11 protein-coding genes are annotated in these 14586 nt (G+C 76.1%); 3 read left to right on the top strand and 8 right to left on the bottom strand.

Annotated features, from left to right (window positions below; genetic code table 11):
• Positions 1-35: 35 nt before the first annotated feature.
• Positions 36-3116: a helix-turn-helix transcriptional regulator gene (locus OO57_RS26165; RefSeq protein WP_033255119.1), complete on the bottom strand. Its 3081-nt coding sequence runs from the start codon at positions 3114-3116 to the stop codon at positions 36-38.
• Between the two features lie 248 nt (positions 3117-3364).
• On the opposite strand from OO57_RS26165, the gene OO57_RS39815 reads away from it, so the two are divergent.
• Entirely contained in the window at positions 3365-4627 is a 1263-nt protein-coding gene (locus OO57_RS39815) for a helix-turn-helix transcriptional regulator (RefSeq protein ID WP_158715227.1), read from the top strand.
• A gap of 175 nt (positions 4628-4802) precedes the next feature.
• Here OO57_RS39815 and OO57_RS26155 read toward each other — a convergent pair whose 3' ends face one another.
• Both OO57_RS26155 and OO57_RS26150 read right to left on the bottom strand, forming a co-directional pair.
• Positions 4803-6068, bottom strand: a complete 1266-nt coding sequence (locus OO57_RS26155; RefSeq protein ID WP_033255118.1) for a cellulose-binding domain-containing protein — start codon at positions 6066-6068, stop codon at positions 4803-4805.
• A gap of 102 nt (positions 6069-6170) precedes the next feature.
• Positions 6171-7346, bottom strand: a complete 1176-nt coding sequence (locus OO57_RS26150) for a lytic polysaccharide monooxygenase (protein WP_033255117.1) — start codon at positions 7344-7346, stop codon at positions 6171-6173.
• A gap of 319 nt (positions 7347-7665) precedes the next feature.
• Here OO57_RS26150 and OO57_RS26145 point away from each other — a divergent pair, with 319 nt between their 5' ends.
• A complete protein-coding gene (locus tag OO57_RS26145) occupies positions 7666-8328 on the top strand; it encodes an HD domain-containing protein (RefSeq protein ID WP_081973976.1) in 663 nt (220 codons plus the stop codon).
• A gap of 68 nt (positions 8329-8396) precedes the next feature.
• Here the strand turns inward: OO57_RS26145 and OO57_RS26140 are convergent, their stop codons facing one another.
• The 5 genes from OO57_RS26140 to OO57_RS42895 form a co-directional block, all read right to left on the bottom strand.
• Positions 8397-9089, bottom strand: a complete 693-nt coding sequence (locus OO57_RS26140) for a response regulator (protein WP_033255138.1) — start codon at positions 9087-9089, stop codon at positions 8397-8399.
• Positions 9090-9105: 16 nt separating this feature from the next.
• On the bottom strand, positions 9106-10368 hold the full coding sequence (locus OO57_RS26135) for a sensor histidine kinase (protein ID WP_081973975.1): 1263 nt from the start codon (positions 10366-10368) through the stop codon (positions 9106-9108).
• 44 nt (positions 10369-10412) lie between these two features.
• Positions 10413-11297 (bottom strand): CPBP family intramembrane glutamic endopeptidase, encoded by an 885-nt coding sequence (locus OO57_RS26130; RefSeq protein ID WP_033255116.1) that lies wholly within the window; start codon positions 11295-11297, stop codon positions 10413-10415.
• A gap of 774 nt (positions 11298-12071) precedes the next feature.
• Positions 12072-13124, bottom strand: coding sequence for an alpha/beta hydrolase family protein (locus OO57_RS26125; RefSeq protein WP_033255115.1), 1053 nt, complete (start codon positions 13122-13124; stop codon positions 12072-12074).
• A 118-nt stretch (positions 13125-13242) separates the two neighbouring features.
• Positions 13243-13500, bottom strand: a complete 258-nt coding sequence (locus tag OO57_RS42895) for a DUF6059 family protein (RefSeq protein WP_033255114.1) — start codon at positions 13498-13500, stop codon at positions 13243-13245.
• 244 nt (positions 13501-13744) lie between these two features.
• Between OO57_RS42895 and OO57_RS26115 the strand changes: the two genes are divergently transcribed.
• Positions 13745-14539 (top strand): thioesterase II family protein, encoded by a 795-nt coding sequence (locus OO57_RS26115; RefSeq protein WP_033255113.1) that lies wholly within the window; start codon positions 13745-13747, stop codon positions 14537-14539.
• The last annotated feature ends 47 nt before the right edge of the window (positions 14540-14586 follow it).

Raw genomic sequence — 14586 nt, 5'->3', positions numbered from 1 at the left:
CCCCGACTGCTGGGCCCCGGTCCGTCCTGCGGCCGTCAGGGGCCCTCCGCGCCGCCGAGCGCCTGTCGGCCGCCCTCCGCGGCCAGCAGCGCGCCCAGGGCCGTGCGGGAGGTCACGCCGAGCTTGCGGTAGACCTTCGCGAGGTGGGCGTCGACGGTGCGCGGGCTGAGGAACAGGCGGTCGGCGATCTCCCTGGTCCGGGCGCCCTCGACCGCGAGCGCGGTGATCTGGCGTTCCCGTCCGGTGAGCAGGGCCAGGTGCGGCGCGGTCTCCGGCGGGGCCTGCCCGGCCGCCCCGGCGCGCGCGGCCAGGCCCCGGCGGACGGCGGCGGCCTGCCCGGCGACCGCGGCGGCACCGGTCTCGGCGGCCAGCCGGTCGGCCTCGTCCAGCCAGGCGTGGGCCCGGCGCCGGTCCCCGGCGGCGGCCGCGACCGGGGCGCCGAGGGCCAGGGTCAGTGCGCGCTGGACGACGAACCCGGCGTCCCGGAACGACTCGGCCGCCGCCGCCAACTGCTCCACCGCCCGGGCCGGTGCGCCGCGGACGGCCGCCACCAGCCCGCCCGCGCGCCGGGCGAAGCCCTGCGGACCGGCCAGCCCGAGGCCGACCGCCACGGCGTCGGCGTGCCCGGCCCAGGACTCGGCCCCGTCGACGTCGCCGGTGGCCAGCGCGGCGGCCGAGAGCAGCGCGTACCAGAGCGGGCGGAAGACCACCTGGGCGCGCGGCAGCCCCGGCCCGCCCCCGGCGTCCAGCAGCACCCGGGTGCAGCGGTCGGCCTGTCCTGCCGCCAGCAGGGCCTGGGCGTGGACGGCCAGGGTGCTGCGGCTCCACCAGCCCTCGCTGGGCGAGGAGCGGACGGCCTGCTCGGAGAGCGCCAGGGCGGTCCCGTCCGCGGGGGGACCGGCGGGAGGTCCGGGCACGGGAAGCCCGGCGGCGGGAGGCCCGGCGCTGGGAGGTCCGGCGGCGGGCCGGGGGGCGGACTCGGTCGCCGAGGCGCGCAGGGCCAGGGCCAGGGCGCCGAGTTCGCGGCTGCCGAGCTGCCGGGCGAGTTCCTGGGCCTCCTCGGCGGTGCTCCGGGCCTGCCGCAGCCCGCCCGTCCAGAGCTGGCGGAAGCCGATGCCGAGCAGCAGGTGCGGCACCACGTGGTCCTGGCCGTTGCGGCGGGTCAGGCGCAGCGCCCGTTCGTGGTGGCGGGCCGCGTCGGCGTACCGCTCGGCGAACAGTTCGCCCCAGCCGAGTTGGCCGAGCGCCTCCGGTTCGCGGGCGAGGTCGGCGTCGGAGAGCCGGTCGGCCAGCGCGGCGCCCGCGGTCAGCTCCCGGCCGGCCAGCGCGACCCGGCCGAGGCAGACGCTGCCGAGTCCGCGGACGGCGCGGGCGGTCACCTCGGCCGCGGGGTCGCCGAGTTCGCGGGCCATCCGGGCCGCCCGTTCGACGTACGGGTCGGCGTCCGCGAAGCCGCCGGTGAGCAGGGCCACCGTGCCGTACTCGGTCATCAGCGCGACCGCCTGGGGCGAGGGGCGGCCCGCGGTCCTGGGCAGTTCGTCACGCAGCAGGGCCTCGGCCTCGGAGTAGTGGCCGAGCATCCGCTCGGTGCGGGCGCACAGCGTCGCGGTCTCGATCCGCCGCTCCACCTGGTCGGTCGGGACGCGGGCGAGCACGTCGTGCAGCAGGTCGCGGCTCTCCGCGAGGCGGCCGGAGGTGGCCAGGGCGAGGGTGCGGGCGAGTTCCAGCCGCAGGCGGCGGTCGCGTTCGGCGGGGGTGTCGGGGATGGCCTGGAGGGCGACGCCCAGCCAGCGCGCGGCGTCGCCCGGGGCGGTCCGCAGCGCGGTCTCGGCGGCCTCCTCCAGGATCCGGACGGACTGCGGGTCGGCGTCGACCAGGCACCGTTCGGCGTGCGGGGCCCGCTCCACGGCGGTGGCGCCGCCCCGGGTGAGCCGGGCGAGCGCGCGGTGGTGCGCGCCGACCCGCCAGACCGGGTCGGCGTGCTGGTAGACCAGCCTGCGCAGGACCGGGTGGCGGAACGCGAGCCGGGGCGTGCCGGGCACCGGGCGCAGGACGTCGCGCCGGGTCAGCGCGGTGGCGGCGCGACGGGCCCGTTCGGGGTCGAGTTCGGCGACCTCGGCCAGCGCCTCGACCGGGAAGCGGTCGCCGAGCACCGCGGCGGCGGCGGTGAGCAGCCGGGCGTCCTCGGAGGCGAGGGCGAGTTCGCCGAGCAGCACCACGGCCGGTCCGCCGAGGGCCCGGCCGTCGGCGCCCGGCGGGTGGGTGCCGCCCGCCGCCAGGTCGGCGAGGGCCAGCAGCAGGAGCGGGTTGCCGCCGCTCTCCCGGTGGAGCTCGTCCTCGTACGGGGTCGGGGCGTCGACCGGGCTCGGGGAGGGTACGTCGGCCTGGTCCGGGCCCGGTGCGTCGAACGGGCCGCCGCCGGACGCCGCGCGGAGCAGGGCCGCGGACCCGGCGGCGGAGAGCGGTCCGACCTCGATCCGTTCGGCCGGGCCGCTCTGGTCGGCCCGGCCGAGGGCGTCGAGCAGCCGCAGCGGTGACTGCCGGGGGCGGTGGGTGACCACCAGCAGCAGCGGCCCGCGCACCCGGTGGCGCACCAGGTGCTCGGTGAGTTCGACCGATCCCGGGTCGGCCCAGTGCGCGTCCTCCAGGACCAGCAGGACCGGCGCCCGCCCGGCCCACCGGTCGAGCAGCGAGCGCACCCGCTGGTGGGTGCGGACCCGTTCGGCACCGGCGGGTTCGGGGCGCTCCGGCCAGGCCCCGTCCGCGGGGCCGTCGCCGAGCACCGGACGGAGCGGGTCGGCCAGGCCGGGCGGCAGCAGCAGCCCGGCGGCCTCGGCCCGGAACCGGTCGCCCAGCGCGTCCTGGTAGACCCCCCAGCCGATCCCGGTCTCGGCCTCGGTCGCGCGCCCCTCCAGGACCTGGACGCCGCACGAACGGGCCGTCGCGAACGCCTCCCGGAGCAGGCGGGTCTTGCCGATGCCCGGCTCGCCGGTGATCTCCAGGACTCCCCCGCGGCCGTCCGGCAGCCGTCCGACCGCGCGCCGCAGCCGTCCGAGTTCGGCTTCCCGGCCGACCAGCCCGCCCGACCGCTCCGAGCGAACGTCCGGTACGTCCACAGGCCCCGCCCCGCCCCACTCGCACCAGCGCCGACCGGGCAGTGCCGACCTGGCAGCGCTCCCCGGCTGCCGGGACCGTGCCCGACCAGGGCTCACCTTAGGTGACGGATCATCACTACGTATATGGGTTAGGTAGTTCTGCGGATGACCGGCCGATCCCGCCGCCCCTAGATTCGGCGGCGTCGCCGCCCCACCACCACAGGGGGCGGCGACTGCGGCCCCTGTTCGCCCCCCTCCCAGGAGCAGTCTTGACGCACATCCGCGCGGCAGCAGCGGCCCCGGCAGCACCTGCGTTAACCCCCGGCGCCTGCCAGTGCCCCACCCCGCACGACCGCCCACCGCACGACCCGCCCCGGTACGACCGCCCTCCCCGCGACCTCGCCGCGCCGGGCACCGTGCCCGGCCCCGCCGCCGGCCCTGCGTCCGGCCCCGGCCCCGCACCCGGCAGCTCCGTCGGCCCCGCCGCCGCCCGGGCGGCCGCCCGCTGGCCGTCCCCGCCCGAGGTGTCGGCCGAGGTGTCGGCCGCGACCCTCAAGGCCCTGCTGGCCAGCGAGAGCACCTACTGGCGGTCGGTCCTCGACCTGGCCGGGGGCCGGCTGGACTGCCTGCTCACCATCCAGGAGCAGGTCTCCGCCGCGGCCGCCCCGGACGCCCCGGACGCCCCGGACGCCCCGGACGCCCCGGACGCCCCGGGCTCCGTGGACACCGTGAGCACCCCGGACACCCCGGACACCCCGGACACCGTGGACGCAGTGGACGCAATGGACGCAATGGACGCAGTGGACGCAGTGGACGCAATGGACGCAATGGACGCAGTGGACGCAGTGGACGCAATGGACGCCGAAGCGCTCCCGGCGCTGCTCCGCTCGCTGGCCGCCGGCTGCCGCTCCGAGGTGGGCTGGATGCGCGCCGACGGCCCGCGGCCGTCCCCGCTCGCCCCGCTGCTCGGCCGGGGGCTGGCCGGGCTGGCCGGCGGGGTGCGGGTACGGGCCCTGCTGGACTCGGCCCCCGCCGCGGCCCGCGCCGGGCGGCTGCTGGCGGCCCGCCCGGGGAACGGGGCGCACGAGGTGCGGAGCAGCCCCGGCCTCCCGCAGGAGATCCTGCTGGTCGACGACCGGATCGCCCTCGTCCCGCAGACCGCGCCGGGCGACGGACCGGTCGTCACCGTCCTGCGCGAACGGGCCGCCGTCCGGCTCGCCCGCCTCCTCTTCGAGACCGCCTGGTCCACCGCGGTCCCCGCGGCCCCGGCACCCGCCGCCGCCCCGGTTCCGGACCTGGACCCGGGCCTGGACCCGGACGCCCTGACCGACGACCCGTTGAAGCTGCAGATCCTGCAGTTGCTGGCGGGCGGCGCCAAGGACGAGTCGATCGCCCGCCGCACCGGCATCTCCCTGCGCACCTGTCGGCGGCACATCGCCGCGATCCTGCTCGCGCTCAACGCCGAGAGCCGCTTCCAGGCCGGGGCCAACGCCTTCCGCCTCGACCTGATCGGTCCGTCCGCACACCGCTGACCCGCTGCCCGCCGCCCCGGTGTCCGGGTGTCCGGGTGTCCCGGTCTCCCCACCGGAGCGCCGTCGAGGACGACGAAGACCTCCGGGGTGCGACTCCGCGCGGCGCTCCGGGCCGCGGTCACGGAACGCCGCGCGCCCCTCCGAGAGGGCGCGCGGCGCCGTCAACCCCCTTCCCTCAGCAGGCGATCGGCGCGGAGCCCAGGGCCACGTCGTCGTACCAGAGGGTGTCGGAGCCGTTCCCGTACGCCTCCCAGCCGAGGTCCAGGGTGACCGGGCGGGGGGCGGTGGTGCGGCTGAGCCACTGCTGGTCGATGTCGGCGGTGGGGACGCCGTCGTCGTGCAGGCCGGGCACCAGCTGGTCGTTCAGCCAGGTGTCCATGGACTGCTTGGTGGTGTCCACGGCGAAGCGGACGCAGACCCACTGGTTCACCGGCAGCGGCACGCTCTGCGACACGCCGACCGGGCTCTGCGCGGGCAGCGTGGCGTCGTCGGACTCGCGGTTCCACTGCAGGGCGCCGTTCTGGCCGCCCAGGCGCAGGTGCTTGTTGCCGTTGTTCGCGTCCTCCATGGTGACCATCGCGATGTGGTCGGCCGGGAGCGCGGTGGTGTGCCGGACCCAGTAGCGGGCGTAGACCACCGGGCCGACGGCGGACACGTTCTTCGTGGTGGCCGCGAACACGTGGTTGCAGTAACCGGCTTGGCCGTTGACCCGCAGCGAACGGCTGCCGCCGTGGACCACCGCGGTGTCGACCGTCACCGTGCCCGCGCCCGCGCAGTCGGGGGCGGCGACCGTCCAGTCACCGGTCAGGGCACTGCCGTTCTGGTCCTCGAAGCCCGAGCAGACCACCGCCCCGGAACAGCCGGTGCCCCCGCCGCCGGTGGAACTGGCGCTCGGGCTGGGGCTCGCGGACGCGCTCGCGGACGGACTCGGGGACGCGGACGCGGACGGACTCGGGGACGCGCTCGCGGACGGGCTCGGGCTCGGCGTGGGGCTCGAACCCCCTTGGCAGGAAGCCCCGTTGAAGGCGAAGTCACCGGGGGCGGGGTTGCTGCCCGTCCAGGTGCCCTGCATCCCGAAGGACGCCGAACCGCCGCTGGCGACCGTCCCGTTGTAGCTCAGGCTGCTCGCCGTGACGGCGGTGCCGCTCTGGCTCACCTGGGCGTTCCAGGCCGAGGTGACCTGCTGACCGGCCGGGAACGTCCAGGTCAGCTTCCAACTGCTGACCGCTGCACCCGAGTTGGTGACCGATACCTGCGCGGTGAAGCCGCCGGTCCACTCGTTGTTCGTCCAGGAGACCTGGCAGGCCGCGCTGCCCGCTCCCCAGGCCGGGGTCGGGTGCTGACCGAGCCCGGCCAGCACGCCGAGGACCACCGCGAGCACGGCGAGCACCGCCACCGGGGCGCGCCGCCCGCCGCGTACCCGCCCGTTGCCTCGCACCATGTCGAAACCTCCTTGCGTCGTCGGTGCGTGTCTGTGGGTCGTGCGGGCCCCGGGCCGGGGCCGCCGCGGACTGCACGGCGGCCCCGGCCCGGGGCGCGGGGGTCACGAAGCGGTGCAGGTGATGGAGCCGGTCGGGAAGTTGTTGCCGGAGGAGTTGGCGGTGAAGCCGAAGGTGGTGCTGGAGTCCGCGCCGATGGTGCCGTTGTAGGCGACGTTCTTCACCGTCACGTCGCTGCCGGAGGTGGTCAGCGTCCCGTTCCACAGGTTGGTGATGGTGGTGCCCGCGCCCGTCTGCCACTTCAGCGTCCAGGAGCTGACCGGCTTGGAGTTGTGGTTCATCACCTCGACCGACCCCTGGAAACCGCCGCCCCAGGAGCTGACGACGCTGTACATCGCCATGCAGCCGCTGCTCGGCATCGTCCCGGACGAGGACGGCGACGGGCTCGTGCCCGGGCTCACGCTCGCGCTCGCACTCGGGCTCGCACTCGCGCTCGTGCTCGGGCTGGTGCTCGGGCTCGCGCTCGGACTGGTGCCCGTGCTCGGGCTGGGGCTGGACGAGGAGGTCGGCTGGTGGATGCCGGTCACCTCGCCGTGGCCACCGTCGAAGACCAGGTCGGAGCAGGAGAAGAAGTTCTCCTGGCTGTCCGACCGCACCCACTGGATGAACATCAGCGCGGCGCCGCTGCGGCCCGCCGGAAGGGCCAGGTTCCAGTAGTAGTGGCCGCCGTCGGCCCCGGAGCTGCCGACCTGCGGCGGGTTGGCGACGGTGCTGACCAGGCTCAGGTCGGCCCAGGCCAGCGGGGTGGTGGGGGACCAGCCCTGCTTGGTCAGGTAGACCCGGAACTCCCCGGGGTGGGCAGCCCAGTTGGAGTAGTCGACCTCGATCGTGGCGCCGGAGGTCAGGTGCGTCTTGGGCCAGTCGTCGCGGGGGGCGTTGTACGCGGAGAAGTCGTACGGGGACTTGTTCCCGGCGCTGCACAGGGTGCCGTCCGGAACGTACCCCTGGCCGCGGCCGCCCGCGTTGGAGTCCAGCACGGCGAACCAGTTGTAGAGCGGCGTGGTGCCGCTCTGCGCAACGGCCGCCTGGCAGGCGGGGTTGGTCGGCGTCAGGGCGCCGTTCCCGGTGAGCCCGTCCTGGTAGCACAGGTACGTGCGCGAGCCGGGCACGATCGCCACGCCGTGCGCCTGGGCCGAGGAGAGGCCCAACAGCAGCGCACAGATCGTCGCGACCGCGGTTGCGAGAGCCGCGACGATCGTGGGGGTCTTACGTCGTGACATGAAACTTTCACCACCTCGGTGGAGGGGGCCTGCCCGTGCCGTCCCGGCGGGGCAGGCCTTCTGACTGGGGAAAAGACGTGCTCATGCCATGAGCGTGGGGGTTTCTGGGAGCGCTCCCAGGCCTCAAGGTAACGGGCTGTCAAGGGCGTGTAAACCGTCGCCCTGAAAGCCTGAAAACGATCAAGTCCCTTGGTGTGGAACGAGGTTGGCGGCGCACGCCCCCGCCGGGCGCCGTTCCCTCCTCCACCGTGCCTATCCTGCTCCGGTACCGCTGCCGTCGCTCCCGGCGAGCCGTCGGCATCCCGCACCAGGAGGCCCCGTGTCCCACGACGACCGCCCGACCCCGGAGTTCGCCGCGGCCGTGCCGCAGCCCGACGGCACGCCCGAACGGCTGCGTCGGCAGATCGAGTTCGTCATCGAGGTCGACCAGCTCAAGAACGTCCTGCGGCAGAGCCCGCTGCTGGCCGCCGACCGGCGGGAGAACGACGCCGAGCACTCCTGGCACCTCGCGCTGATGGTCCTGGTCCTCGCCGAGTACGCGGACGAGCCGGTCGACGTGGTCAAGGTCCTCGCCATGGTCGTGCTGCACGACCTGGTGGAGATCTACGCCGGGGACACCCCGCTCTACGACTCCGCGGCGGGCGCCGACCAGGAGGAGCGCGAACGGCTGGCCGCCGACCGGCTGTTCGCGATCCTGCCCGACGACCAGCGCGACCGCTTCCGGGCGCTCTGGGACGAGTTCGAGGAACGCGGCAGCGCGGAGGCCCGGTTCGCCAAGGCGATGGACCGCCTCCAGCCGCTGCTGCTCAACTACGGGAACCGCGGCGGCACTTGGCGCACGCCGGGGGTCACCGACGCCGAGGTGCTGGCCCGCAAGTCCGCCATCGGCGACGCTTCCGCCGAACTGTGGGACTACGCCCGGACGTTGATCCGCACCGGCGCCGACCGCGGGTGGGTGCCGCGGGCCGATCCGGAGGCGTGAAGGGGACGTTGGGGGGGGACGTTGAGGGAGCTGCTGAGGGGGCGGGGAGGGGACGCTGAGGGGGCGGCTCACTGCGCGCCGGGCACCAGCCCGGCCCGGTGGGCGAGGACGACGGCCTGGACGCGGTCGCGCAGGCCGAGCTTGGCCAGGATCCGGGACACGTAGGTCTTGACGGTCTCCGGCGTGATGAACAGCGCCGCGGCGATCTCCGCGTTCGACGACCCCTCGGCGATCAGCCGGAACACCTCCAGCTCGCGGGGGGTCAGCGCGCGCACCACGTCCTGCCCGGCCGTCCCGGAGGCGGCGGCCGGGCGCAGGTGCCGGGCGAAGTGGCCGATCAGGTGGCGGGTGACGGCGGGTGCCAGCAGGGCCTCGCCGCGGGCGACGGTGCGGATGCCGTTGACGAGTTCCAGCGGCGGCGCGTCCTTGAGCAGGAAGCCGCTCGCCCCGGCGCGCAGCGCGTCGTAGACGTGGGCGTCGACGTTGAAGGTGGTGACGACCAGGACCTTCGGCGCGCCCGCCGCCTCCGGCCCGGCCAGTTGCCGGGTCGCCTCGATGCCGTCGAGCAGGGGCATCCGGATGTCCATCACGACCACGTCGGGGCGCAGTTCCCGGGCGGCCCGGACCGCCTCGTGGCCGTTCTCGGCCTCCCCGACGACCTCCATGTCGGGCTGCGCGGAGAAGATGGTGACGTAGCCGGTCCGCACCAGCGCCTGGTCGTCGCAGACGAGCACGCGGATCGGCGCCGGGGCTTCGTTCACGGTGGTCACTGGGCGGTCACTCCTGGAGGGGCTCGGACGGGATCGTGGCCCGGACCGCGAAACCGCCCGCGGGCCCGGGGCCTGACTCCAGTTCACCACCCAGCATCCGCACCCGTTCGCGCAGCCCCGCCAGTCCGCGTCCGCCCCCGCGTCCGTCCCCGCGTCCGTCCCCGCGGGCCGCGGCGGCAGGGGCGGCGGCAGGGGCGGGCCCGTCCGTGGCCACCTCGATCGCGAGGTGCGCGTCGCCGTAGCGGAGCAGGACCCGGGTCGGCTGCCCGGCCGCGTACTTGAGCGCGTTGGTGAGCGCCTCCTGCACCACCCGGTAGGCGGCCAGTTCCACGTCCACGCCGTGCGGGCGCCGCTCGCCGTGCCGGGTGAACTCGACCGGCTGCCCGGCCCGGCGGGCCCGCTCGACCAGGTCCCCCACCCGGCCCAGGGTCGGGGCCCGGTCCGCGGCCGCCGACTCGGCGGTCGCCGCGTCACCGGTCGCCTCCAGGACGCCCAGCAGGTAACGGAGTTCGGTCAGCGCCCGGCGTCCGGTGTCGCTGACCGCCGCCATGCTCTCCGCGGCGCGCTCCGGCGCGGAGCCGACCAGGAACTGCGCCGCGTCGGCCTGGACCACCATGGCCGTCACGTGGTGGGTGACCACGTCGTGCAACTCGCGCGCGATCCGGGCCCGTTCGGCCGTGGTGGCCGCCTCGGCGGCCGTCCGCCGCCGCTGCGCCTCGTCCGTCCGCCGGGCGCGCACCGCGCCGCCCAGCAGCGCGGCCGCGGCCAGCACCAGGAAGAACGCCAGGTAGTCCGGCACGGACTGCGGGGAGCCGAGGCGGTGCAGGACGACGGCCAGCGCGGCGTAGCCCGCGGCCGCGGCGGCGGCCAGCGCGGGGCGGTGGCGGGGCTGGTGGGCCCCGGCGGAGTACAGGGCCAGGTACAGCCCCGTGCTCGCGAACGTCGTCGCGAAGCCCAGCGCCTGGTGCACGGCGAACGCGGTCCCGACGGCGGCCAGGCAGGCCGCGGGCCACCTGCGGCGCACCGCCAGCGGCAGGGCCTGGGCCAGCACCAGCCCGAGCCCCAGCGCGCTCGCGGGCCGCTCGGGCAGGTCGCCGATCTGCGCGCCGATGCCGGCCAGGGTCGGCACGAAGGCCGCCAGCGCCAGCACCAGGGCGAGGGCACCGTCCCCCAGCGGGACGCTCCCCGGTGGGACGCTCCCCGGCAGGGCCCTCCCGAGCTGCGCGCCCCGCTCCCGCCACCGGTCGAACCGCGCAGGGAGCCAACGCATCCGACGGGCCGTCACTTCCGTTTCCTCCTCCAGCAGTTCCGTGCTCAACGGCCCGCGCTCCGACGGGCCTTGATCCCGCCGTCGCGGCGGGCGAGGACGAGCATCCGGGCGGCCAGCGCCAGCGCGATCAGGACGGGCACCACCGACGCCTCCAGGCCGAACCCGCCGCCGGTCAGGAACGTCGAACCGTGCGTGGTGACGGTGAACAGGCCCTCGGGGGCGTGCCCGGAGACCGGGATGCCCAGCAGCTGCTCCGCGGTGTTCCAGGCGAAGTGCAGGCCCACGACGAACCAGATGCTACGCCGCCACAGGAACGCGGCCCCGAGCAGGGCGCCCGCCTCCAGCACGATCGACAGCCCGCCCCACGCCGTCGCCCCCGGCGTGCCCAGGTGCGCCACCCCGAAGAACAGCGAGGTCACCGCGAGGGCGGCCCGGCTGCCCCACAGCTGCTCCAGGGCCTGCAGGGCGAGGCCGCGGAACAGCAGCTCCTCGCTGACCGCCGCCCCGACCTGCAGCGCGACCGCGCCCCCCACCAGCGACAGGACGCCGCCCCCGCCCGTCCAGGAGAACGAGTAGCCCCCGAGGGCCGTGATCAGGAACGCGGCGGCGAGGACGAACCCCAGGCCGATCCCGCCGCCGAGCAGCAGTTCCCGCCCCGCCCCGCGCCGGGCCACCTCCGGCACCGGACGCCGGGCCACCCGCTGCCCGACCAGCCGGTACACGGCCACCGCCGCGACCGCCCCCAGCACCGGCACCGGCCCCGGCCCGGTCGCCGTCAGGCCCGAGACCAGGCCGACGCCGACCATCCCCGCCACCATCCAGCCGAGCGGCGACCGCACGGCCCGGCCGAGCCGCCCGCCGCGCGCCCCGCGGTCCGCGCGCTCGTCCTCCGGCGTCGAAGCGGTGGTGTCCGATGCGGCAGTCCCCATGATGCCCTCCCCAGTCGTGGCCGGACCCTCACCGGCCTGACCACCACGCTAGGAAACCGCCGCCCGCCGCGAATCACCCGCGACGGGACGGCCCGGGTAGCTCTCCCGGGGGATGCGCAACCCCTTCGGGACCACGGCAACCCGGCACCACGGCGGCCCGGGACCGCCCCGCAACGGCACCGCCCCGCAACGGCACCGCGGACCGGATCAAAAGCTCGGCCAACTCCCCCGGTACGGTGACCATGCGGTCGTGGCCGCTGCGCAACTCCCGGACCCGCGCAGGCCAGTCGCCCGACCGCACCGCGGGGACGGGCGACGGACGACACCGTCCGGCAGGCCGTCGACACAGTGCACGTACGTCCGGGGCAGAGGCGACCGTCCCGGCATGGCTGTGCCCGGCCAGGACCACACCGGTGAGGTCCTCGGTCGGCAACAGGCCGACGAGGTCGGCGACATGGGTGTCCAGTGCCGCGTCTCGGGGCCGAGCAGGTGCACGAGCCGCTCCCGGAGGCGGCCGCTGTGCCAGGCGCCGTGGACGAGGACGTAGGTGTGCGTGCGCGATGCGGTCACGACGGGGACGCCACGGACCCGGCAGGAACCTCCCGGTGCCTACCGCACTCGCTGGCCTCCGACCCGTGCCCGAACCGATCGCCGCCCTGACCGCCTGGGCCCGCACGTGCGGCGGGGCCGTCGTCGACTTCCAAGAAGCCTCCCGCGAGGGCTCCTGACGACTCGTCGCCGTTCCGGCGCGACCGCCTCCCGCCGGACGGGGCGTCAGACCCGGGTGTCCGGCTGGAGCAGGTCGTCGACCGAGGCGACGAGGGAGCGTTGGAAGGCCGGGTCGAACGGCCCGTAGGTGCGCAGGCCGTCCTCGGTGCGGGGTGACATCAGGTGGCCCAGCCGCGGGTGGACGTGCAGGTGCGAGCGCAGGCCGTGCGCCAGGGCGGCGCGGTGCAGCAGGTGGGCCTGCCGGACGGGGGTGGTCCAGTCCTCGGCGCCGACGTGGACGGCGATCCGGCCGGTGATCCCGGCCAGGCGGCGGTACGGGGCGGGCTGGGCGTACCAGTCGCGCCAGAACGAGGCGGGTGCCGACGCCTCGTCCCCGGCCAGCGCCGCGTCCTCCCAAGCGTCGTACTCCAGCGCCAGTTCGGCGCGCAGCACTTCGAGGTCGGCGCGCGGGCCGAAGCGGCCGACCAGGTCGAACGGCTCCCACCAGCCGCTGCGGCCGGTGGTGTCGGCGAGCGCGGCGGCGAGGTCGACGGTGCCGTCGGCGGCGGTGAACCCGGCGGCCAGCCACTCCAGCCGCCGGTCCAGGCCCAGCCAGCGCTGGAACACCGGGCGGGCCTCGGCGCTGGGGGCGACCGCCACCAGGCGGCTCTCGCCGCCGAGGCGTTCGGCGGCGGCCAGCGCGACCTCGGCGCCCATCGAGACGCCCAGCAGCAGCACCCGGTCGGCGTCCACCGCGGGGTGGGCGCGCAACTGCCCGACCGCCCGGACGGCGTCGTCGACCAGCCCGGTGAAGGTGAACCGGGGCGAGCCCGCTCCGCCCTGCGGGTCCTCGGTGCGGAAGCGGGCGTCGTAGGAGAGGGCGCCGGTCCCGGCGGCGACCAGGGCGGCGCCGAGGTCGGCGAAGAGCCGGACCGGCCCGTTCCCGGACTCCTCGGCGGACAGCTGGGCGTCGCGGTCCCAGGCCCCGAACGGGTGCAGCAGCACCACGGCGGGGACGGGCGGCCCGCCGGGCCGGTCGGCGGGCAGCCGCAACTGCGCGGTGCGGCCCCGGTCGAGGGGGACCCCGTCGGTGCGCCCGGGCGCGTGGTCGTCGGTCATGCCTGACACCGTCCCAGACCCGCACCGGGCCGCTGCGCGCGGGTGGTCAGCGCAGCCGGTGCGGTCAGCACAACCGGTGCGGTCAGCGGAGCGGGTGCGGTCAACGCAGCCGGTGCGGTCAGCGCAGCCGGTCCCGGGCCGGGGGCCCGGGGGTGGGTTCGCCGAGCTGTCGCCAGAGCGCCTCCTCGGCCGGGCTCATCTCCAGCCACGGGCAGAGCCGTTCGGGGTGCCCCGGCGGGGGGCCGCCGTCCGTCGGCTCCAGCAGGCCCGGTGGGTGCGGGAAGTGGATCCACAGCCCGGCGAGGCCGATCAGGCCCTGCCACAGCCCGCCGCACATCCGGCCCACCAGTACCCGGTACGGCCGGTGCACCGACATCCCTCGTTCCCTCCGGGTTCGCCGCTCGCCACTCGCCACTCGCCAGGTTTCCGCGGTCGCCCGATTGTGCCGCGGTGGGCTAAAGCCGTTCTAAAGGGTTCCGGCGGGGGCGGCGGCCCCGGCACCCCGGCCGTCCGGGGCGAACGGTGGGACGCCGTCATTCCCTCGAATCCCCCGACCCGTTCGCGCTACCCTGCGGAAGCGGCGGCGACTTCCGCCGTCCGGAACGGCATGAGGACGGACGATGAATTCCGAGGCGCTCGCCCACGACACCTGGATACGGACCTTCGGCTCGGCCGGGGGGAATTCGGGCAGCCGCGCGAGGGACGCATTCCAGCTGGTCTGCTTCCCGCACGCGGGGGGTTCGGCGAGTTTCTATTTCCCGTTCGCCAGGGCGCTGCGGCCGGAGGTGGAGCTGCTGGCGGTGCAGTACCCCGGCCGGCAGGACCGGTGGGGCGAGACCTGCCTGGAGTCGGTCGACGAGTTCGCCGACCGGGTGGCCGCGGTGCTGCGGGAGCACCACCGCGGTCGGCGGCTGGCCCTGTTCGGCCACAGCATGGGCGCGGCGATCGCCTTCGAGACCGCCCGGCGGCTGGAGCGGGAGGGCGGGCCCGAGGTGGTGCACCTGTTCGCCTCGGGGCGGCGTGCGCCCGGGGTGTTCCGGCCGGAGTTCGTGCACCTGCGGGACGACGACGGGCTGGTCGCCGAGTTGCAGGCGCTCAGCGGCACCGACCCGGCGGTGCTGTCGGACCCGGAGCTGCGGGCCGTGGTCCTGCCGCCGCTGCGCAGCGACTACCGGGCCATCGAGACGTACCGGTGCGAGCCGGGGGCGTCGGTGGCCTGCCCGGTGACGGTCCTGACCGGGGACGCCGATCCGCGGGTGTCCCCGGAGGACGCCCGGCGCTGGGAGGGCCACACCGGCGGGGCGTTCGACCTGCGGGTGCTGCCGGGCGGGCACTTCTACCTGGAGCGGGAGCGCGCCGCGGTGGTCGACCTGGTCCGGGCGGCGCTGCGGCCGGAGCTGCGCCCGGTGCCGTGAGCGGTGCGGTAAGCACTGCCGCGGGCGGCGCGGTAAGCACTGCCGCG

It is taken from the genome of Kitasatospora phosalacinea (genome assembly GCF_000717185.1).
GTDB lineage: Bacteria > Actinomycetota > Actinomycetes > Streptomycetales > Streptomycetaceae > Kitasatospora > Kitasatospora phosalacinea_A.
Note: the sequence above shows the minus strand (reverse complement) of the source record. Positions and strands in the feature narration are given on the sequence as shown.